Annotated in this window: 18 protein-coding genes; 9 read left to right on the forward strand and 9 right to left on the reverse strand. The window is 47.5% G+C overall.

Annotated features, from left to right (window positions below):
• From OI18_RS21545 to dnaE, 4 genes are all read right to left on the reverse strand, one after another.
• Positions 1-506, reverse strand: a 506-nt coding sequence (locus OI18_RS21545; RefSeq protein ID WP_039143931.1) for an RES family NAD+ phosphorylase, incomplete at its 3' end; no start/stop codon positions are given.
• Positions 503-1,054, reverse strand: a complete 552-nt coding sequence (locus tag OI18_RS21550; protein WP_039143934.1) for a hypothetical protein — start codon at positions 1,052-1,054, stop codon at positions 503-505. The genes OI18_RS21545 and OI18_RS21550, both read right to left, overlap by 4 nt.
• 303 nt (positions 1,055-1,357) lie before the next feature.
• Positions 1,358-1,675, reverse strand: a complete 318-nt coding sequence (gene trxA / locus OI18_RS21555) for a thioredoxin (RefSeq protein WP_039143935.1) — start codon at positions 1,673-1,675, stop codon at positions 1,358-1,360.
• A 113-nt stretch (positions 1,676-1,788) separates the two neighbouring features.
• Complete coding sequence (dnaE, locus tag OI18_RS21560; protein ID WP_240312818.1) at positions 1,789-5,556, reverse strand: DNA polymerase III subunit alpha; 3,768 nt, start codon at positions 5,554-5,556, stop codon at positions 1,789-1,791.
• 34 nt (positions 5,557-5,590) lie between these two features.
• Between dnaE and OI18_RS24045 the strand changes: the two genes are divergently transcribed.
• The 5 genes from OI18_RS24045 to OI18_RS21585 all read left to right on the forward strand — a co-directional run bounded on the left by OI18_RS24045 (position 5,591) and on the right by OI18_RS21585 (position 8,691).
• Positions 5,591-6,262, forward strand: coding sequence for a C40 family peptidase (locus OI18_RS24045; RefSeq protein WP_082038085.1), 672 nt, complete (start codon positions 5,591-5,593; stop codon positions 6,260-6,262).
• Positions 6,263-6,664, forward strand: a complete 402-nt coding sequence (locus OI18_RS21570; protein WP_152616918.1) for a hypothetical protein — start codon at positions 6,263-6,265, stop codon at positions 6,662-6,664.
• Between the two features lie 254 nt (positions 6,665-6,918).
• Positions 6,919-7,356, forward strand: coding sequence for a hypothetical protein (locus OI18_RS24585; protein WP_152616919.1), 438 nt, complete (start codon positions 6,919-6,921; stop codon positions 7,354-7,356).
• Positions 7,357-7,559: 203 nt separating this feature from the next.
• Entirely contained in the window at positions 7,560-8,306 is a 747-nt protein-coding gene (locus OI18_RS21580; protein ID WP_039143942.1) for a hypothetical protein, read from the forward strand.
• The gene (locus OI18_RS21585) at positions 8,293-8,691 is read left to right on the forward strand and encodes a hypothetical protein (RefSeq protein ID WP_039143945.1); all 399 of its coding nucleotides are present in this window, start codon (positions 8,293-8,295) and stop codon (positions 8,689-8,691) included. The genes OI18_RS21580 and OI18_RS21585 overlap by 14 nt, the downstream gene beginning before the upstream one ends.
• 132 nt (positions 8,692-8,823) lie before the next feature.
• Here the strand turns inward: OI18_RS21585 and OI18_RS21590 are convergent, their stop codons facing one another.
• On the reverse strand, positions 8,824-9,354 hold the full coding sequence (locus tag OI18_RS21590) for a GNAT family N-acetyltransferase (RefSeq protein WP_039143947.1): 531 nt from the start codon (positions 9,352-9,354) through the stop codon (positions 8,824-8,826).
• 255 nt (positions 9,355-9,609) lie between these two features.
• Between OI18_RS21590 and OI18_RS21595 the strand changes: the two genes are divergently transcribed.
• Together OI18_RS21595 and OI18_RS21600 are read left to right on the forward strand one after the other, a co-directional pair.
• Positions 9,610-10,014, forward strand: a complete 405-nt coding sequence (locus OI18_RS21595; protein ID WP_039143949.1) for a hypothetical protein — start codon at positions 9,610-9,612, stop codon at positions 10,012-10,014.
• 73 nt (positions 10,015-10,087) lie between these two features.
• The gene (locus OI18_RS21600) at positions 10,088-12,436 is read left to right on the forward strand and encodes a GH92 family glycosyl hydrolase (protein ID WP_039143952.1); all 2,349 of its coding nucleotides are present in this window, start codon (positions 10,088-10,090) and stop codon (positions 12,434-12,436) included.
• Between the two features lie 8 nt (positions 12,437-12,444).
• Here the strand turns inward: OI18_RS21600 and OI18_RS21605 are convergent, their stop codons facing one another.
• Positions 12,445-12,867, reverse strand: a complete 423-nt coding sequence (locus OI18_RS21605) for a TIGR03067 domain-containing protein (protein ID WP_039143953.1) — start codon at positions 12,865-12,867, stop codon at positions 12,445-12,447.
• Between the two features lie 331 nt (positions 12,868-13,198).
• Positions 13,199-13,759: a hypothetical protein gene (locus OI18_RS21610; protein ID WP_039143955.1), complete on the reverse strand. Its 561-nt coding sequence runs from the start codon at positions 13,757-13,759 to the stop codon at positions 13,199-13,201.
• Between the two features lie 246 nt (positions 13,760-14,005).
• On the opposite strand from OI18_RS21610, the gene OI18_RS21615 reads away from it, so the two are divergent.
• Complete coding sequence (locus OI18_RS21615; protein ID WP_039143985.1) at positions 14,006-16,324, forward strand: glycoside hydrolase family 20 protein; 2,319 nt, start codon at positions 14,006-14,008, stop codon at positions 16,322-16,324.
• 100 nt (positions 16,325-16,424) lie between these two features.
• The gene (locus OI18_RS21620; RefSeq protein WP_082038082.1) at positions 16,425-17,006 is read left to right on the forward strand and encodes an outer membrane beta-barrel protein; all 582 of its coding nucleotides are present in this window, start codon (positions 16,425-16,427) and stop codon (positions 17,004-17,006) included.
• Positions 17,007-17,293: 287 nt separating this feature from the next.
• Here the strand turns inward: OI18_RS21620 and OI18_RS21625 are convergent, their stop codons facing one another.
• Together OI18_RS21625 and OI18_RS21630 are read right to left on the reverse strand one after the other, a co-directional pair.
• On the reverse strand, positions 17,294-18,529 hold the full coding sequence (locus OI18_RS21625; RefSeq protein ID WP_039143959.1) for an epoxide hydrolase family protein: 1,236 nt from the start codon (positions 18,527-18,529) through the stop codon (positions 17,294-17,296).
• 3 nt (positions 18,530-18,532) lie between these two features.
• Positions 18,533-19,771 carry an epoxide hydrolase family protein gene (locus OI18_RS21630; protein ID WP_052273472.1) on the reverse strand — a complete coding sequence of 413 codons (1,239 nt, stop codon included), beginning with the start codon at positions 19,769-19,771 and terminating at the stop codon, positions 18,533-18,535.
• Between the last annotated feature and the right edge of the window lie 226 nt (positions 19,772-19,997).

The raw sequence follows: 19,997 nt of genomic DNA on the forward strand, positions 1-19,997 counted from the left end.
TTGCAATCAGCTTTTATGTGTTCAATTTCGCAGTTTACTTCTCTTTGGCAATATTCATCAGCAATTTCAATTTCAAACGCGACGATAAGCACTTCAAGGTGTTGCGGTATATTCATGTTAAACGACGAGGTGAACTGATCACGGTTACTGCTCATGCGTTTGTATAAAGGATAAGCGCTGATAAATTGATGATATAATACTTCTAGGGAAGCCATTAACGGATCAGATGAAGTATATAGTACTCCAAAACTTCTCGAAGGATTGAATCGACCTCCCTGCATTGCGTTAAATTCTAGACTTTTCTCAAAAAACTTATCTTGTCCATTGAAGACGACATCAGAGATCATTTCATGTTTAAATGGTGACAGCACATCAGTCATCCACCAATTTGGAACTAGGCGATCACCTGAGATATGATTTCGGTGGGCAGTATTCCAACTTAAGGACGCATCATCTGAGATCATCCAAATGAGTTTACTAAACTCGATCGCACGATAGACTTTCATAATTTTCTTCCGCTACCAAGAGCAGTTTCGATTTCTAATATTATATTTTCAATAACATCTTTTTGAGTCAAAAAAAGATTCTCATAATTAGCCAGTTTCTCCTGACTTTTTGTCAAACTTTCTTCCAATCTCCGCGTGTTTTTTATTGACATTTTGTTTCTAGTCTTTAAAATTTTGTCTATCTCACTTTCTCTATTTTTTTTGAGATTGTTTATTTTTTTGACGTATTGAGTAAGGTAGGTCATAGAGTCTGCGCCTTGTGATATTGCCTGCGGTAAGTTTCCTTTTTGCAACCATTTATAAAGTTTCTGAGGATCTTTGATTTTTGTGGATGCGTATAGATAGATCTTTAGAAATTTTTTTGATAATTCATTTCTTTCTTCAATTGATTCCAGGCCTTGCAACAAATCAAGATAAATTTCAGGAAACAGTTTTTTTAAACTAAGATCTGTTAGTATGTCGTAATGAGATTGCTCTGAAACCCTGTCAGGTGTCCTGTCGGCATTTTTAAATTCGATTTGTCGTGCGGCAAGAAAGATATTGTTCATTAGTAAGCTAGATTTGTTTCTTCGCCTCCTGAATCACACCATTCTCTTTTAAAGACTTTTGGTAAGGATAAGGGGGCGTTCGGTAAGGGATAACCGAATTAAGAGATTAATATATTATAAAGCAATGGATTATGCAACCGGGAAAAATCCCGTATTTACAATTTTAATCTTGTTGGTTGCCCTGTACATACCTGTTATACAAGTTTCCACTTATTAATCTTGCATTTTAACCAGAGTGGCGCGCAATAAAAAAGGTGTCGCTCTTGCGACACCTTCACTTTATAGGGAGGAAGTTGAGTCTGATTAGATATGCGCCTCGATCTTCTTAACGAAGTTGGCCTTGGGCTGGGCACCTACGAGCTTGTCTACCACCTGGCCGTTCTTGATGAACAGGATGGCGGGGATAGAGGTGATGCCGTAGTTGATGGAAAGCTGGGGGTTGTTGTCAACGTTTACTTTACCGATCTTAACCTTTCCGTTGTACTCCTTCGATAACTCTTCGATCACCGGACCGATGGCGCGGCAAGGTCCACACCACTCTGCCCAGAAATCCAATACACTCAATTTGTCTGATGCGATAACCTCAGTCTGGAAGTTGGCATCTGTGATTTCTAAAGCCATGTTTTATTGTTTTATTGATTTTGATTTCGTACCTATTAGAACGCAAATTTAGGACCCTTGGTTTAATTCGGTTGTTATGGCATATATAATGTTCCACCATTTGTTAACACCTGTTAATTAGTGTCAATTTTTACCTCCACTTCCGGCGTTTCCTGCAGCCAGGCAGTCAATTCGTCATTCATTTCCACCCCCGAATCTATACTATAAAGACTTGTTATCGTCTGCGTCTTCTGGTCCATCAGGTTCACCCTGATCGTCGTTTTGCCGGGGAACTTCTTCAGGTTGCCCTCCAAAAAGTTCAGCATGGGAGCGGAGAGGTGCCGCGGCTCCAGGTAGATCACCAGCTGCTTCGTAAGCTGTGCCTTGATGGTTTCCAGCAGCGTGATCCTTTCTATCTTGAACTCGTACTGATCACTGTTGAAGCGGCTCTTGAAGCTTCCCGTCAGGCATAGGTTCTTGCCCTTGTCGAGGTAGTCCTTGAAGCGCATATAGTCGTCGCCCCAGAGCATGATCTCGGTTTTGCCGGAATAGTCCTCCAGGGTCAGCGCCCCGAAATTGCGGCCGGTTTTGGTAATGCGGTGCTGCCCGTCGAGCACCAGTCCGGCCAGCCGGTAACTGCGCCCACTGGCCATCATTACCGGGTTCTCCTTCAGCTCGTTGAAATCGGCCAGCGGCATAATGCCGTAGTGGCGCATCTCGAATTTGAAATTGTCGAGCGGGTGACCACTCATGAAGATGCCCGTCACTTCCTTTTCCTTGTCGAGCCGGTCTGTCAGTCCCCACTCGTCGCAGGCTGGGATCTTCGGAATGGGCACATCCAGCACTGCCGGCAGGTCGCCGAACAGGGTATTGGTATTGCCCGTTGCCTGGGCCTGGATCACGTTACCATATTTGATGATCTTTTCCAGCCCGGTCGTATTGTCGCCCTGCGGCATAAAGAAGTACTGCGCCCGGTGCAGTTCGGGGAAGCAGTCGAATGCTCCCGCGTAGGCCAGGCTTTCCAGTGTTTTCTTGTTGGCCGCGCGCTGATTGATCCTTTTCACCATGTCGAAGATGGATTTAAATGGACCGTCCTTCGTGCGTTCGGCGATGATGCTTTCCACCGCGGCTTCACCCACGCCTTTAAGTCCACCCAGCCCGAAGCGGATCGCGCCTTCCTTATTCACCGCAAAACCCTGTTGGGATTCGTTCATATCCGGGCCAAGAACCGGTAATCCCATCCGCTTACACTCTTCCATGAAGAAGGTGATCTTTTCTATGGCGCCCGCGTTATTCAGCACCGCGGCCATGTATTCGGAAGGGTAGTGGGCCTTCAGGTAGGCCGTCTGGTAGGCCACAAAGGCGTAACAGGTAGAGTGCGATTTGTTGAAGGCGTACTGCGCGAAGGCTTCCCAGTCGGTCCAGATCTTTTCGAGCTTGTCGGCCGGGTGACCTTTTTCTGATGCGCCCTTAACGAACTGCACTTTCATTTTATCCAGGACAGACTTCTGCTTCTTACCCATGGCTTTCCGGAGAACGTCGGCGTCGCCCTTGCTGAAGCCCGCGAGACTCTGGGAGAGCAACATCACCTGTTCCTGGTACACTGTGATACCGTAGGTTTCCTGCAGGTATTCGGCCATTTCGGGAACGTCGTATACGATCTCTTCGCGGCCGTGTTTCCGGTCGATGAAGTTGGGGATATAGGCGAGCGGACCGGGACGGTACAGCGCGTTCATGGCGATGAGATCGGCGAACTGGTCGGGCTTGAGGTCGCGGAGGTATTTCTGCATACCCGGACTTTCAAACTGGAAGGTCCCGATCGTATCGGCGCGCTGGTACAGCTGGAAGGTCTTTTCGTCGTCGAGGGGAACGTCGTCGATCACGATCTCAACGCCGTGGTTGGCCTTGATCATTGCCAGCGCGTTCTTGATGATGGTGAGGGTCTTGAGCCCCAGGAAGTCCATCTTGATAACGCCGGCGTCTTCGATGATGCTACCTTCAATTTGCGTAACGAGAAGATCTGAATCCTTGGCCGTACACACCGGGATGATGCTCATCAGGTCGTCCGGCGCGATGATGATACCCGCGGCGTGAATGCCCGTGTTGCGCACGGAGCCTTCGAGACGTTCGGCTTCCTTCAGTACTGAGGCGCGGATGTCAGAGCCATTGTAAATTTCTCTCAGGCGCTTCACGTTCTCGATGTCTTCGGGACCGAGCTGTTCCTTTGACTCGAGTGATTTTTCGCCTTCCTTGTTGGTGAGGGGAGCTTTGAGTACGCGGCCGAGTTCGATGCCGGGTTTATCGGGCACCATCTTGGCGAGGGCGTTCGATTCGGCGAGCGGCAGGTCAAGCACGCGGGCTACGTCCTTGATACTCATCTTGGCGGCCATGGTACCGTAGGTCACGATCTGGGCCACCTGGTTCTTGCCGTATTTATTAACAACGTAGTCGATCACTTTCTGGCGGCCGTCGTCGTCGAAGTCGGTATCGATATCCGGCATGCTCTTCCGGTCGGGGTTCAGGAACCTTTCGAACAGCAGGTTGTACTTGATCGGGTCAATATTGGTGATGCCGATACAGTAGGCCACCGCGGAGCCGGCTGCGGATCCACGTCCGGGTCCCACGAATACGCCGAGGTCTCTACCCGCTTTGATGAAATCACCCACGATCAGGAAGTAACCCGCGAATCCCATCGTTTTGATGGTGAAGAGCTCGAAGTCGAGCCGTTCCTGGATATCGGGGGTTATTTCTGAGTAGCGTTGTGCAGCGCCTTCGTAAGTGAGGTGCTTGAGGTATTCCCACTGGTTAAGGTTGGAATCGCCATGAACCTGGAATTCCTTCGGCAGGGGGAAGGCGGGTAGCAGGATATCCTTCTTCAGGTTGAGGAGCTCGACGCGGTCGACAATTATATTGGTATTGTCGATGGCTTCGGGCACGTCGGCGAAGAGGTCCTTCATTTCCTGCGAGCTCTTGAAATAGAACTGGTCGTTCGGGAATTTGAAGCGCCGGTTTTTCGGGGCGCCGTCATCGTTCACGAAATCGTCGAAGCCGGGTGTGGCTTGTTTTTCTCCCGTGTTGATGCAGAGGAGGATATCGTGGGCGTTGGAATCTGACTTGTCGGTATAGTGGCTGTCGTTGGTGGCGATGACAGGCACATTGTATTTCTTGGCGAATTTCAGGAGTGTTTGGTTAATCACTTCCTGTTCCTTCATGTTATGGCGTTGCAGTTCGATGAAGTAGTCGTCGCCGAAGATATCGAGCCACCATTTGAATTCTTTCTCTGCATCCTCTTCGGAGTCGTGGAGGATGGTCTGCGGTACGTAGGCACCAATGCAGCAGGTGGTGGCGATCAGTCCTTCGTGGTATTTTTCGATCAGTTCCTTATCGATCCGCGGGTACTTGGAGTACATGCCTTCCACGTAGCCGAGGGAAGTCAGTTTGATGAGGTTCTGGTAGCCGGTCGCGTTCTTGGCGAGAAGTACCTGGTGGTAGCGTTCGTCCTTTTGTTCTTTCGTGAACTGTTTGCGATGGCGGTCTTTCACGATATAGAATTCGCAGCCGACAACGGGTTTCACGAGTGGTTTGCCATCCTCACCTTTATGCTTATACGCTTCGGACACGAATTCGAATGCGCCGAACATGTTACCATGGTCGGTGATGGCGATGGCGGGCATGTTATCCTTGACCGCCTTTTTATATAGTGACTGGATGCTCGCGGCTCCGTCGAGCAGCGAGTATTGGGTATGACAATGAAGGTGTGAGAATTTCGACATATGGACCTGCAAGTAACAATTTTTTGGGGTGGTGAGTTTAGAGAAGTTATCCCCTTGTGGGGGCGATTGTGTGCATATAAGCGGTATAAAATTTGTTTTGTTTAGTTTTGCGCGGTTGACAGACCTCATAACGACCAGTCTTTCAACCCCCAACGACCCCAAAATGAAGGTATCCTTGAAGAAATTATTATATGTTTTACCTGCTGTTGTTGTGTTGACTGCCTGTGGCAGCTCGCGCAAGACGGCGGCTGAATCTTCCCCTACGGTTAAGCGTACAAAGCACAGTTCCCCCAAATTCATAGAAGGCATTTCGGTGACGCCCGGTGAAGAAGGTCCTGGTGCCGATGGCTCCGCCAATACCGGTCGCTTTTCGTCGCCCCGCGGCGGAGGGATGGGAGTGGGTGGCAATATCGAGAATGCCTCCGCGCTGCAGTTCAAGTACGCCATTATGATCGGCGCCGAAGTGGAAGCCCTGACGAACCTGGCCTTACTGCAGTTCATCGACGACTGGTACGGTACGCGCTATCGTTATGGAGGCACCACGAAGAGCGGTGTGGATTGCTCCGGTTTTGTGTGTGCCCTGACTTCCGACGTTTACGGCCTCTCGGTTCCCCGCACGTCCCGCGAGCAGTTTGACCGCGCCCAGAAGGTGCCGGTGGGCTCCCTGCAGGAGGGCGACCTGGTGTTCTTCAATACCCGTGGTGGTGTGTCGCACGTGGGTGTGTACCTCGGCAATAATAAGTTCGTTCACGCTTCGACTTCTTCAGGTGTGGTGATCAGTGACCTGGATGAGGATTATTACAGGCGGAGGTTCGTTGGGGCGGGGAGGTTATAAATGGTCCAGCAAATAATTTTCCGATCCCTCTGGGACGATGAACACATGGTCGAATACCAGGTTGAAGCCCGAAACGAGATAAACTCAACGACTATCAAATTTTATGGCAATGATGATGAATTCAACAGTTTTGGCGCAGACCTAAAGGCTTTTCCTCAATCTATCGATGCCGAAGTAAATTTTGGTTCCAGCGGTGATTTCCTGGAATTGCGGGTGTTTTGCTATGAGCGGACCGGGCATACTGCCATTCAGATTAAAACAGACAACCTGGAAAGTGTGCCTTATAACAGTAAAGCTGAGTTCTGCTTATTGACTTTTCCTGCATCAGTCAATAATCTCGGACTGCTCTTGCAGCACTGGAACCCGAGGCTGGTCAAAGAAGTTGCCTGGACGGCAGAGTAATACATATCTTACCTGGATGAAAACCGGAAAAAACTTCAAAATATCATTAGAGGAGCTTTCCTTGAAGGGTAAGGCTATCATCGCACAACAATCAGAAATCTCCTTGTCGAAAGCTTTGGCTCAAATCCAACAGCTAAAAGCGAATTCGAAAGTAGGTCAACACTCAAAAAAAAGCAGGCTGAATTCTTAATAACCAGGTTTGCACCGTTGGTAAACTTTTTCACTTTTTCCTTTTTAATTTTTACTTTTCTCCCGTGCCTTGCCAACAACTCATTTTTCGTGCGCTTTCAATAGATGACGAAGACGTGGTTCAATTCCAGGTCGAAGCCAGAAGTGCGACCATCGCAGCCACCATTGAGTTTTATGGGTATGCTGATGAGTTCAGGAGCTTTGGTGAAGATCTGAGGTCTTTTCCTCAAACTGTCGTCAGCGAGGTGACTTACAAAAACAGCGTCAATCTTCGTGATCAGACGAATCATTACCTGCTCATCCGGATCTTTTCTTATGACCCGACAGGAAGGTCCGCAATTCATATCACCACTGATAACCAGGAGGGCGAGCCATATCGCAATACCAGCGAGTTCTACATTCTCACATCCCCTGCATCCATTAATGAGCTTGGCACCTTGCTGCGACACTGGAACCCGATATCGGTTAGAGAAATTACATGGATGGCGGTCGGTTTTTCGTAAGATCCGACGTTAATAGCCACCGGTACCACCCAACTACTTTCAAAACCACGCGAACTACTCGTGGAGGCGAGTATACCCGTGTATACCCGTGTATACTCGTATATACACGGGTATACACTGAATTACTGTGAGAACTTTAATAACATTCGCGAATAATACTCATCCAGGGTTTCAAGGTCGCTTGATATTGTTGCTTCATCAATATGTTATTACTGGCACAAACACACGAATTTAGCAATCAGGATGCGATTGAACTTCGAGATTTGGGATATCGGTTTGAAGGAATAGTTCCGGGTAAGATTACAGATGCATTCAACGATTTCGCTCCCAATTTCAATTTGCTCGAATTGGCGCTTCAGCTGGAGACAATTTTGAATGGCATTGCTCAACCGATTGAAAGAACGGTGCGATTTATCATTTCAGCCAACCCCGTTAGGTTAGAAGTCTGCTTTCGCTCTAATGATCCCTATCATACAGAATCTGGATTTGCAATGGAGCGAACATTCTACTACGTTAATGGTCGTCTTGAAGTTCGTCATGACTATTTAACAATACCTGAAACTTTTCGGAATGCCGGTTTAGTTAAGCTTATCCTGCAAAAATGGCTGCAACAGTATATCAATATGAATGTTTCAAAAATCAAGGTACATGCGACCCGCATCGGCGGATATGTTTGGGCGAGACTACATTTTACCGCTGATTATCAGGATCATATGAGTAGTATTCTTGCCTCAGCAAAGAAACAATTATCTCATGCAGAGTTTGAATACGCCAAACTGATTTATGAATCTTACTATGATAGGTATCCTTGCGGATTTGCCTTTCCCATTAGAGCTTGGGCATTAATGCCTGCGATGGAACGGGTTTTGCTCAATAGTTACTGGGAAGGCACGATCGACTTGCAAAACACAACTCAATTCGGTAATTTTACTACACATGTCTTCAAATAAGAAATATAGAGGTGACGAAGGATACGTCGGACAGGAGTTACTCGGCTCAGATCCTGCTGATGTGATCCGCGAACGTTGCAGTATAATTCAAGAGCTGGTGAATGACAACACCTTAACACTTGATAGGGCATTGAAAGCTTACCAAGTAACAGCTGAACAATACTTTCAGTATTTAGCTTTAAATGATTTCCATTCATTGCCTGAGGCAGTGAAACAGTATATTGATGCCCTTGAACAGCCTGATCAGCAAATTATAAGTATGCAAGTTTTTGAAAGTGTTTTGATGATACTTTTTCGACAAATGAATTCAAGCGAAACGGTCTCTAGCTTTTTGTCAAAAATAGAGCATCTTATACATAGAGAATTAAAGCTGAAAGCTTCATAGTCTTTGCCTGAGTTCACTGTATGGGCGACGGCTGACATTCCTACGTGGTTCCTACCTATCAAATACCCTAATCTCGAAATGCTTTTGCGACACTTAGACCCAAGGAAGACTTATCTGGACCGCAGGGTAAATTCAGGACGATAACGGGACCTTTGTGATCTCGTACACAAAGTTCAGCTTGGGAGTTTCTCCGAAGTATGTGACTTCCTGCTCGCCAATTTTTATTGCACCCAGCCGGGTGATGGCAATTTGTGACCGGATATTTTCTGCTCCAATATGAAAATGAACCTTGTCCACAAATTTGAAAATATACTCAAGCATTAATGCTTTGACCATCGGGTTAATGCCCTTCCCCCAACAGGCCGTTGCATAGAATGTATAACCGATAAAGATGCTGCGATCATCCGGGTTGTAATCATAAAAGCGTGTACTGCCAATCGCAGATCCGGTCGCTTTATCCATTACCAGGAATGCCCCACCGCTTTGCATCGCACCCTCGAAAAAGCCGGTGAATACTTCTTTCTTCCAACGGTCTTTGTTTGGATGCTGCACCCATATGGCGGGATCGGATGCCACATTATAAAGCGTTTCAAAATCCAGCTGTTGTAGTGGACGCAGGATAATGCTTTCATTTTCCAACGTGGGTTGCAAATCGATCTTCATGAATTCAAGTCTTTTTTCATTATCAGGATTTACCCGTCGGGTGCCACCCGTCGGGTAAAAAACCGTCTTTTCACCCTTTTGCCGTAATTTAATTGGTACACTTCAATTAATTTTCACCGATGACGACAAATCTGACCCGGGATATAACCCAAATAGACTTGTGTGTTATCTCCGGTGCCAAAAGCAAGCCGAAAATCAGTAACGGAGGCTCATGTATTTTCTACTTATTATTTCCTTTTTATTTATTTTGGCGGGATGATGAAATCAAGACCTGCGTTTATTATTGGAACCTTAATCCTGGGCCTTCTGTATGCATGTCAATCTACCCCGGAATTGAGACAGCCTGTTTTTACCAAGGACTATGACGAAATAATCCAGGAAATTGGTGCAACAGGGGAATTTTCAAGTGTGTCTTTCACCGTTAGAGCTGAAAAGTCCAGCTCATATGAGCCGGGTCATGAATTAATGCTTACACTTCATGAAGGCAAAATACTACCAGCGGATGATCATGGGCTCGACTCCCTTGCAAAAGACGCAGCGACGATACTTATAAACCGGGTACAGAATAAAAAAGACTATGATTGGATCTCGGTTGAATTTCAAATCGCAGATCAGTCACTGGCAGGAAGAAAAAAAGTATTTGTATACCGCCCGGATTAATTGTAGGCTGCTGACAAAAAGCTAAAAAGCGTCTAGAACTGATTCACTTTCATCACATACACCGAAACCAACGATGTGCCAACTGTTTATTCAATGCCTGACAGCTTTCCTATTCACCCTTGTATGTTTGGACCGTGATGAGTCCCCAGATAAACCCGCCGACCTCGCCAACCCGCTTACAGGCACTGCCAAACCAAGGTTTGATTTCTTCGCAGCTGCTTCGTTGCCTTTAGGAATGGTGTCACTCAGCCCGGATACACACCACGGCGACCTGTGGAATTCCGGCTACCGGTATAATGATCCTTACATTCTTAATTTCAGTCATATCCATAACGCGCAGACAGCTGGCATCCCGGTAATGCCGGTAGTAGGAACATGCAAATCCTTGCAAGGCCTCGAAGCGTCAAAGTCGAAGTTTTCACACAAGGGAGAAATAGCAAAGCCTGGTTACCAGAAACTGCTGCTCGAAGATTACGGTATCACAGCTGAGCTCACTGCAACAGAACGTGCAGGCTTTCATCGTTACACTTTTCCCGCAGCGAAAGAAGCGCACATAATTATGGACCTTACCGCGGCACTCGGTCCTGTCACCATGAAACAGGGATCTGCCAGGAAGGTAAACAGTACCGAGCTGGAAGGTTATTCGGTTATGGCGCCGACATTCCGCAGAAAGAAAGATTGCACGGTGTATTTCGTTGCGCGGTTCAGCAAACCATTTGATGCAGTGCATTTCTGGAAAGCGGATGGCTCATCTGCGAAGCAGCTCGTCGGCTCCGACTCGGCCTCTGGCCGCGAAGCGGGTGTGTATGCCAGTTATGATAATCTTGCCGCGGGTGAACAGGTGTTGATGCAGGTCGGGATCTCTTTTGTAAGTATGGAAAATGCCCGGATGAATCTTGACAGGGAATTGCCAAACTGGAATTTCGATGCAGCCGTCAACCACGCCCGCAATGAATGGAATCGTTATTTAAGCAGGATAGAAGTGAGTGGCGGTACCAGGAAACAACAGGTGAAATTTTATACGGACCTGATGCATACGGCCATCGGTCGCAGGCTTACGGAAGATGTAAACGGGCAATACCTTGATAACAGTGGACCTTCACCTGTTGTAAGACAGATCCCATTAACGCCGGAAGGAAAACCGCCCTTTCATTTTCTCGATACCGATGGCCTGTGGGGCACACACTGGAACCTGAATATTTTATGGGCGTTGGTATACCCGGAGTATGGGAACACTGTGGCAGAGACCTTTCTTTCGTTTTACCGGAACAGCGGATTGCTGGCCCGCGATTCATGGGGCGGTAACTGGGCGCATGTGATGGTGGGCGATCAAACAGTACCATTGTTGGCCGCGCTGGTGAACACCGGCCGGGCGACCTTTGATAAAGAACTTGCATATCGTGGTTCACTGAAAAATGCTTTCCCGGGTGGCGTTCGGGACAGGGCGGGTTATGAAGAAGGTCCCAATCCCGCGGGCGGCGGAATAGACCTTTATATCAGGCATGGTTATGTGCCTCTTGAGATCAGGAACCGCGGCGGGGGATTCCACCGTGGTGGTGCTGCGATGACGCTGGAATATGCGTACCAGGACTGGTGCCTGGCGGGTATGGCAAAAAAGTTGGGTAAATCCAAAGAGGAGTGGCAACAATTCATGCAACGATCCGGGAACTGGAAAAATATTTACGATGCTACCACTGGCTGGATGCGGCCAAAGGACTCAGCAGGTGCCTGGTTTTCGCCCTTTGAACCGGTTGGTACCTCAACCTCCGGTGGTCATGCGACTCCGGGCTTTATTGAATCCAATTCAGCGATCTACAGTTATTATGTTCCGCAGGATGTTAATGGCCTGGTGAAGGCGATGGGAGGCTCGGCAGCTTTTACCAACAGGCTGGAAGATGCTTTCAAAAGTGCTACCGGTACGGGTTTCGCGGCCGAACACGGAGAGCATTGGTCTGCCCGTGTAGATTACGACAACCAGCCCGGCTGTCAGCTGGCACATTTATTCAGTCATGCCGGCAGTCCCTGGAAAACACAGTATTGGGTACGACAGGTAAAAGATGCCACGTTCAGTGATACTACTGCAGCTGTGGGTTACAGGGGTGATGAAGACCAGGGGCAGATGGGAGCACTTAGTGTACTCATGGCCGTTGGATTGTTCGATGTGCAGGGATTGGCAGATCCTGATCCTACGCTTGAAATCACTTCCCCGGTATTTGATAAGATAGTATTCCATCTTCCTGGTCAGAAAAAGTTCACTATCAAAACGACCTGTCCAACGGGAAAGGACAATACCTATATCCAATCGGCACGCATCAATGGAAAAAAATGGACCAGCTATGAGTTTCCGTTCGAAGTATTTGCGAATGGAGGTTCAATGGAACTGGTCCTGGGTGATAAGCCAAACATGAATTGGGGTAAATAATATTGTTTTCATGAACCCTTTCGCTTGCAGATAATCAACTCCTGATCGTTTTTGTCTGATATTTCTGTGGGGCGTAAACCAGGCGGTGCGATTACGATCGTCAGCGAATCTCCGTCCAACTCATAGGCAATGCTGACAGGCGTCGAATTAGCAAGCGTTTCCTCTGGTTGAAGAGTAATCAACTTGAGGTTTCCGGTAGTTTCCAACTTGAACAAATACTTCATCTCCTTCCCAGTCTCATCTCTGAAGGTAAGTTTATCTTTTCTGAAGACATACACGTAAGACACAGTCCATTTGACGCCGTTTTGACTTTCTGATTGCGCCAACCATTCTCCTTGTATGTTTGCCTGGTCAGTAGATTTTGCCGCATCTCCAGCGACGCCACATGACAAAGCGCAAACAATAACCAATAAAATGAGGGAGGTCTTCATAATGTCCACTTTTAGATTTTAATAAACCTCATTGCAAAAAAATATATTCCAAATTTATCAATTTCAACAAATACTGCAAATGAGAAAGTAGATAACTCAGGAGTAGCAATAAAGTGATACGAAATAAATCAATGAAATAAGATATTGTGCGACAAGAAATCTATTGGGACAATGGCAAAAATTCAAAATGGACTTGGGTGACAAAACACAAAGAGAAGAATTCCAAAATGGAAAAGTACCAAAGAATGCTAAGCGCGTTTGAATGACATGAGGAAGAGCCGCAGGTAAGATCCCGCCGCAAACGCTACGACGGGATCAGAGCCGCTACAACTCATTTTACCTGTTCATAAACGAAAACCGGCTTTTCGTGAGCAACATCATCTACCTCGTAGGTGTACAAATGGGGAACACCCTGCAGTATTTTGATCTCCCAACGAAAGGAAAAGGGTTCAAGGTCGTCGCCCTCCGCCACACGCGGTGTGGTACCGTTACCGGTGGAGCAACCGGCCTTCACGGTTTTGAAATTCCCGGTCACGGGATAGAATGTGAAAATTTCACCGTCGAATACTATCGTGCCTTCCTTATAGGTATAGTGTTCGGTTGTACATGAAGAACTGGTACGCAGGCCGATATATTGCCAGAACTTCATCTTGCCTTTGCCGTTATTGTTGTCGAACGTGAATTCGCGGCCCGCTTCATATTCGCGGCCGACATGGTGTCCATCGCGGTCGTAGTAGGAGATCGGCGACAGCGTACCCGTGAACCAGGTGCCTGTCCGCAGCGATTCGGGAACCGGCGACGAAGGTGTTTGCATAGCAGGTTCATCATCCTTGTCGGATTTACTGCAGGATAAGGACAACACCAGGCATAATACTGTAAAGAGATGTTTCATTGTATTTGAAGGTTTAATGATTACTGGTATTCGGTTGTGTATTACGGGTGCAAAGGAACGGCGTGGGTTCGGTCTCTCTTTTCGCATTTCCACTGAATTTTGGATCTACGTAGTTGTACTTATGGACGCAGGGGTGGCGGGAGTTCCGGCGAATTTTTCATTGGAATTTGGCAAAATTGAAAGGTATTGATGTACTGCCGGGCAATATATTCGTTGCCGGATCGACTGAATTATAAAATTGATAAAATGAGAGTGCTTCTTGTCGCGATACAAATGCTTGTGTTCAAAATGGTTACGCTGGCACAACAACCAGTTCACATTATCCCGCAGCCAGTAAGCCTGGCAGTAAAGGAGGGCAGTTTTCTTTTGGATAAGCATGTATCGCTGAAGCTGAACACTAATGATAAGCAGGTCCATGACGTGGCCAGGTATTTCAGCAATTACATTAAACAACTCTCCGGTACAACGCTGCAAATGGCAAAGGCACCCGTCAATGGCAGGTATGTAGCATTCGTGCTTGATCCTGCAATCACGGGTAGTGAGGAAGGATACCGGGTTGCAGTAACGCGGGATGCCATAACGATCACAGCTAAACGCACCCAGGGCTTGTTCTATGGCGTGCAGTCAATACTGCAGACATTGCCTGCGATCCGGACCAACCAGGTTCTGCAGGTTCCCTGCATGGAGATTGTGGATACGCCAAGATTCAAATGGCGCGGAATGATGCTGGATGTGAGCCGTCATTTCTTTGCCCCTGAGCTGGTAAAGGAGTTCATAGATTTACTGGCGACCTACAAAATGAATGTGTTTCACTGGCACCTTGTTGATGGCGCCGGTTGGAGACTCGAGATCAAAAAATATCCGCGCCTCACAGACCTGGCGGCATGGCGTGTCGACGATTGGGGAAAGCCCTGGAACTGGGCAGATGTGGAATTCAATGCCGACAGGTCAAAAGCTACTTACGGCGGCTATTATACACAGGAACAGGTCAGGGAGATTGTCGCATACGCTAAAGCCCGGCACATCACAATAGTGCCCGAAATTGAAATGCCAGGTCATTCTGAAGCGGCACTGGCAGCATACCCGGAATTCTCCTGTACGCCTAAGAGTCATTTCGGTCAGACCGGAAATTTTTATGCCCGTACAGTACAGAGTAATTACTGCGCCGGAAACGACAGCGCTTTTGTTTTTCTGCAGAACATCCTCTCGGAAGTCATCAACCTTTTTCCCTCCACCTATATCCATGTGGGCGGTGATGAGGTCGACAAGACTAGCTGGAAAGAGTGTGCGAAATGCCAGTCCCGAAAGAAGGCGGAAGGACTTAAAGATGAAGAAGAATTGCAGAGCTATTTCATCCGGCGGATGGAGAAATACCTGGCATCAAAAGGCCGGAAGCTCCTCGGGTGGGATGAAATTCTTGAAGGCGGACTGGCACCACAGGCTACTGTAATGAGCTGGCGCGGTGAAGCTGGTGGTATCAAGGCGGCACAAATGAACCATGATGTGGTGATGTCGCCGGGTTCGCCATGTTATTTCGATCACTACCAGGGTGATCCGGAAACCGAACCGCCTGCGATCGGCGGATTCAATACGCTCAAAAAAGTATATAGCTACGAACCCATACCGGCTGAGCTGGGTGCTGAACATGCAAAGCACGTATTGGGCGCACAGGCGAACCTGTGGACCGAATACGTGACCACTTATGAGCATGTGGAATACATGGTGCTTCCACGGATGCTGGCGTTATCAGAAGTGTTGTGGAGCCCGAAAGAAGCGCGCGACTGGAAACAATTCCAGCAAAGGTTGCGGCAGCACATGGTAGGTTTTGAGCAGCGTGGACTGCATTATTCCAAGGGAAATTTCAAGGTGGATATCCTGCCCCTGGTTATCGACGGGAAATTATTTGTGAAACTTGAAGCTGAACATGAAGATGCAGTGATCTATTATACGATCGACGGTACTGATCCCAATACCGGCAGCCTGCGCTATGAAAAGCCATTTGAGGTAAACAGGTCCATGAACCTGAAAGCCGGCCTTGCTCTTGATAACAGCATGGTAAAGGCGAAGCCCGCAGAGCAATCGTTCACTTTCAATAAAGCAACAGGCCATGCGGTGCAGTATGCGACCCCGAACAGCCGCTATTACCAGGCTAATGGTACGAACACTTTGACTGACGGTCTCAGGGGAACGAAGAATATCGGCAAGCAGTGGCATGCCTTCAGTGGCAATGACATGGTTGCGACCATCGATTTAGGCAGGGAAATTACCGCTGGCACTATGTCGCTCGGTTGCCTTCAGAACTATGACCAATGGATCTTCTATCCGAAGTGGGTGAAGTTTGAAGCGTCTGTTGATGGAAATAATTTCAGTGAGATCACTACGGTTGCTAATTCTGTGCCCATTAGTGATCGTGCGCCACAATTCCAGGATTTCAGCGCCCGGTTCGACCAACGGAAATTCCGATACGTCCGGGTGACTGCCGCCAATGCAGGTCTGTGTCCCAAGGGCCACCCTGGCGAAGGGCAGGCGGGATGGTTGTTTGTGGATGAGTTGGTAGTAGAATAATGTCTGGCTTCATCAGTTCTACATTAACACAGAATTGACAGGCCTGGACTCTGAATTTTTGCAGCCGGTAGCTATTTTCATATTCAACTAAACCTTTTTTATGAGAATACTTCTACTCGTCTGCTTTGTCCTTTCTTTGAATGTTTCCTTTGCACAGTTGGAAAAAAGGACCTGGCTTTTAGGAGGTGATGCTACCTATAGCAGGTCTGAATCCAGTTCCGATGGCACCGTATTTAGCAAAGGAAATTCGTTGCAGGTTGGCCTGAATAATGGCTATTTCTTCTGGGATAAACTTGCCCTGGGTGGCAGGGTTTCACTTCTGAATTCCGTAGAGAAATATCCACTCAATGATAACCGTCCAGAGGGAAAATTACGGCAAACAAACTGGAGCTTTGGCCCTTTTGTGCGTTACTATTTTCTTCCTGCTCAAAAGCGGATCAATATATTTGCTGATGCAGGTGGTATGTACAGTATATGGACAAACAACTCGACCGACCATGTTAGTAAGGCATGGTCCGCAACCGCTGCAGCCGGTCCAGCCATTTTTTTAAATCAGAATATCGCGCTTGAATTAATGCTTGCCTATGTCCATTACAGTGGTGTTGGGTATGACTATAAATCCAACAGCCTGCAGTTCAAAGCAGGTTTTCAGATACATTTTAAGAAAAGTAAGCAGGGCTGACGCACGCCTTCTTTCCGAAAACTTTCTTTTTTAACATAATGAAGTATTGTATGAGATGGGAATTAAGGAAAAGGAGCACGAAATCTACTTCCTGGGAAAAATTAAAAACAAGAAACTTCTTCCTTTTTTTGAAAAGTTATTTAGCTGGGGTTCGAGAAACAGCTTCAACGATATTGATCTTGACAAAAAATATCCAATTGAGCAGTCCCGGGTTTATTGTCAGAAATAACGGACGCTGCATTAAAAGCGTCCGTTTACGTGATTTCAGAAATAGGCACACAACAAATTCAACGCAGTGATCTGAACCCTTCCCGCAGATCCTGCACCAGCAGCGCGGGTTGCTCCCATGCTGCAAAGTGTCCACCCATGTTATGTTTCTTGTAATAGACCATTTTGGGATATGCCTGCTCTACCCAATGCTTCGGAGCATGAAAGACTTCGTCAGGAAAAGCGCTCACGACAACCGGGACTTTCACCCCTTGTGCACTGAAAAAATCATATTTATTCTCCCAATAGATTTGACATCCTGAAATGGCCGTGTTCGTCAGCCAGGTAAGCGTAATGTTGTCGAGGATGTCGTCCTTTGTAAGTCCTTCAGTCTGCCCGGCAAAGATCCGGGAGATCATTGCCATACTCGGCTGGTCGTGATTAAGAAACATCGTGGCGAGACTGATGGGCGAATCAGCCGTTCCGAGCATGCTCTGCGGATGAATGGAAAATAAAATCTGCAAAGGAAAAGTGCTGGTAAAAGTTTTTAGTTCGTCGTACGCTATTTTTTCCTCGGCAGTGAGGTTCGGCGGTGCAGACGCTCCGCCAAAAGCTGCCTTTTCCAGTTCCGCAGGAGTTCCGATCGGAAAATTTGTAGCCATGCCAAGTACATTTTCTGGCGACTGTACAGCCATCAGGTCGGTGATGAGTGCACCCCAATCACCACCTTGGGCGAAAAACTTTTCGTAGCCAAGACGCTTCATCAGTGTTACGAACGCAGCTGCAATGCGTGCGGGTCCCCAACCTGTAGTGGTCGGCTTCCCGGAAAATCCATAGCCGGGTATTGATGGGATGACAACATGAAAAGCATCTTCAGCTTTTCCACCATGTGCAGTAGGATCAGTGAGCGGACCAATGATCTTCAGTTGCTCAATGATGGAACCCGGCCATCCGTGTGTAACAATAATAGGCTTTGCATTTTCATGTTTCGAGCGGACATGGATAAAATGAATGTCCAGTCCATCAATTTCTGTTATAAACTGCGGCCATGCATCGAGCTTTGCTTCCACTTTACGCCAGTCATACTTGTTTCCCCAATAGTCCGCCAGAGCCTTCAGTGTGGCTAAACGAGGGCCCTGGGATTGATCGTTGACAGTTTCTTTTTGTGGCCACCTGGTAGCCAATATGCGGCGTTTCAGATCATCAAGATCTTCCTGCGATGCATGATACTGGAAGGGGCGGACGGCTTCGTTGGAGACACTGCCTGCTTTGCCTTTCATTCCAGGTGCTACAGCAGTTGTTTCATCTGTTTTCATAGTTTAATTTTTTATTGATCTGAACCCTTCGCGGATATCTTCAACCAGGAGTTCGGGCTGTTCCCAGGCAGCGAAGTGCCCGCCTTTATTGTGTTTCTTGTAATAGACCATATTGGGATATGCTTTCTCGGCCCAGCTTCGGGGAGCCTGGTAGAGTTCGTCGGGAAAAGCACTCACGACAACGGGGACAGTGACACCAAACGGACTTACAAAAGGATGCTTATTCTCCCAATAAATTCGGTAGGCAGAAACTGCAGTATTCGTCAACCAGGTTAGTGTAATGTTGTCAAGAACATCATCGCGTGTAAGTCCTTCCTGCTTCCCTGCAAACGCGCGCGAAATGAGTGCCAGGCTTAGCTGGTCGTGGTCAAGAAACATGGTTGCCAGGCCTACCGGCGAATCCGCAGTTGCGAGCAAGGTTTGCGGACGTGATCCCATAATCAGGGCATAGGCAACATGCTTATAAGAAAAGGACAATTGATCGTAAGCCCTGGTTTCATCAGCTGAGAGTCCTGCTGGTGCAGGTGCACCACCAAAAGCCGCGTTGTTGATTTCAGGCGGAACTGTGCATGGGAAATTGGTGGCCATGCCCAAAACGTTTTCGGGTGACTGTACAGACATGACATCGGTGATGAGTCCACCCCAGTCGCCGCCTTGCGCAAAGAATTTCTCGTACCCGAGACGCTTCATCAGTGTTACCCAAGCTTTTGCAATACGATTAGGGCCCCAACCGGTGGTATCCGGCTTCCCGGAAAATCCATAGCCAGGTATCGACGGTATCACTACATGAAATGCATCTTCAGCCATTCCACCATGGGCAGTTGGATCTGAGAGCGGACCAATGATCTTCAGTTGCTCAATGATCGAACCGGGCCATCCGTGCGTAATAATGATGGGCTTTGCATTTTCATGTTTAGAACGAAGGTGAATAAAATGAATGTCCAGTCCATCGATTTCTGTCATAAACTGTGGCAGCGCATCCAGCTTTGCTTCGACCTTACGCCAATCATATTTCGTTGCCCAATATTCCGCGAGTGCCTTCATCGTGGCCAGCGGAGTGCCCTGGGTCTGATCGTCGACAGTTTCTTTTTCGGGCCATCGTGTAGCTATAATGCGGCGTTTCAGATCATCGAGGTCTGCCTGCGTAGCATGAAATTTGAAAGGGCGAATAGCCCCGTCCTTTGCACCGCTGGCTTTTGCTTTTAGGCCAGGTGCATCAACCGTTGTTCCATCTGTTTTCATTGCTTAAGTTTTAAAGTTTTTGGATAGTTTCCTTAGGTGGCATAACGATAGTGTAGCCTGGAACAGCCTGGCCACAATACTGCAAGTCAGTCAGATGGGTCTTTGAATTAAACTTTAAAATTGGTAAAAAGGGAGAAAGCAATATGCTGTTCAGGACAGCAGTTTTAATTGAAGACTCTAAGTTCTTAGGAAGATTAAAGCAAAGTAAGGTAGGGCTGTTTGATAG

It is taken from the genome of Flavihumibacter solisilvae, from assembly GCF_000814475.1.
GTDB lineage: Bacteria > Bacteroidota > Bacteroidia > Chitinophagales > Chitinophagaceae > Flavihumibacter > Flavihumibacter solisilvae.

Coding starts and splice junctions, on each gene's coding strand:
- OI18_RS21550 (WP_039143934.1), bottom strand. CDS start 1,054: ATGAACAATATCTTTCTTGCCGCACGACAAATCGAATTTAAAAATGCC.
- trxA (WP_039143935.1), bottom strand. CDS start 1,675: ATGGCTTTAGAAATCACAGATGCCAACTTCCAGACTGAGGTTATCGCA.
- dnaE (WP_240312818.1), bottom strand. CDS start 5,556: ATGAGGTCTGTCAACCGCGCAAAACTAAACAAAACAAATTTTATACCG.
- OI18_RS24045 (WP_082038085.1), top strand. CDS start 5,591: ATGAAGGTATCCTTGAAGAAATTATTATATGTTTTACCTGCTGTTGTT.
- OI18_RS21570 (WP_152616918.1), top strand. CDS start 6,263: ATGGTCCAGCAAATAATTTTCCGATCCCTCTGGGACGATGAACACATG.
- OI18_RS21580 (WP_039143942.1), top strand. CDS start 7,560: ATGTTATTACTGGCACAAACACACGAATTTAGCAATCAGGATGCGATT.
- OI18_RS21585 (WP_039143945.1), top strand. CDS start 8,293: ATGTCTTCAAATAAGAAATATAGAGGTGACGAAGGATACGTCGGACAG.
- OI18_RS21590 (WP_039143947.1), bottom strand. CDS start 9,354: ATGAAGATCGATTTGCAACCCACGTTGGAAAATGAAAGCATTATCCTG.
- OI18_RS21595 (WP_039143949.1), top strand. CDS start 9,610: ATGATGAAATCAAGACCTGCGTTTATTATTGGAACCTTAATCCTGGGC.
- OI18_RS21600 (WP_039143952.1), top strand. CDS start 10,088: ATGTGCCAACTGTTTATTCAATGCCTGACAGCTTTCCTATTCACCCTT.
- OI18_RS21605 (WP_039143953.1), bottom strand. CDS start 12,867: ATGAAGACCTCCCTCATTTTATTGGTTATTGTTTGCGCTTTGTCATGT.
- OI18_RS21610 (WP_039143955.1), bottom strand. CDS start 13,759: ATGAAACATCTCTTTACAGTATTATGCCTGGTGTTGTCCTTATCCTGC.
- OI18_RS21615 (WP_039143985.1), top strand. CDS start 14,006: ATGAGAGTGCTTCTTGTCGCGATACAAATGCTTGTGTTCAAAATGGTT.
- OI18_RS21620 (WP_082038082.1), top strand. CDS start 16,425: ATGAGAATACTTCTACTCGTCTGCTTTGTCCTTTCTTTGAATGTTTCC.
- OI18_RS21625 (WP_039143959.1), bottom strand. CDS start 18,529: ATGAAAACAGATGAAACAACTGCTGTAGCACCTGGAATGAAAGGCAAA.
- OI18_RS21630 (WP_052273472.1), bottom strand. CDS start 19,771: ATGAAAACAGATGGAACAACGGTTGATGCACCTGGCCTAAAAGCAAAA.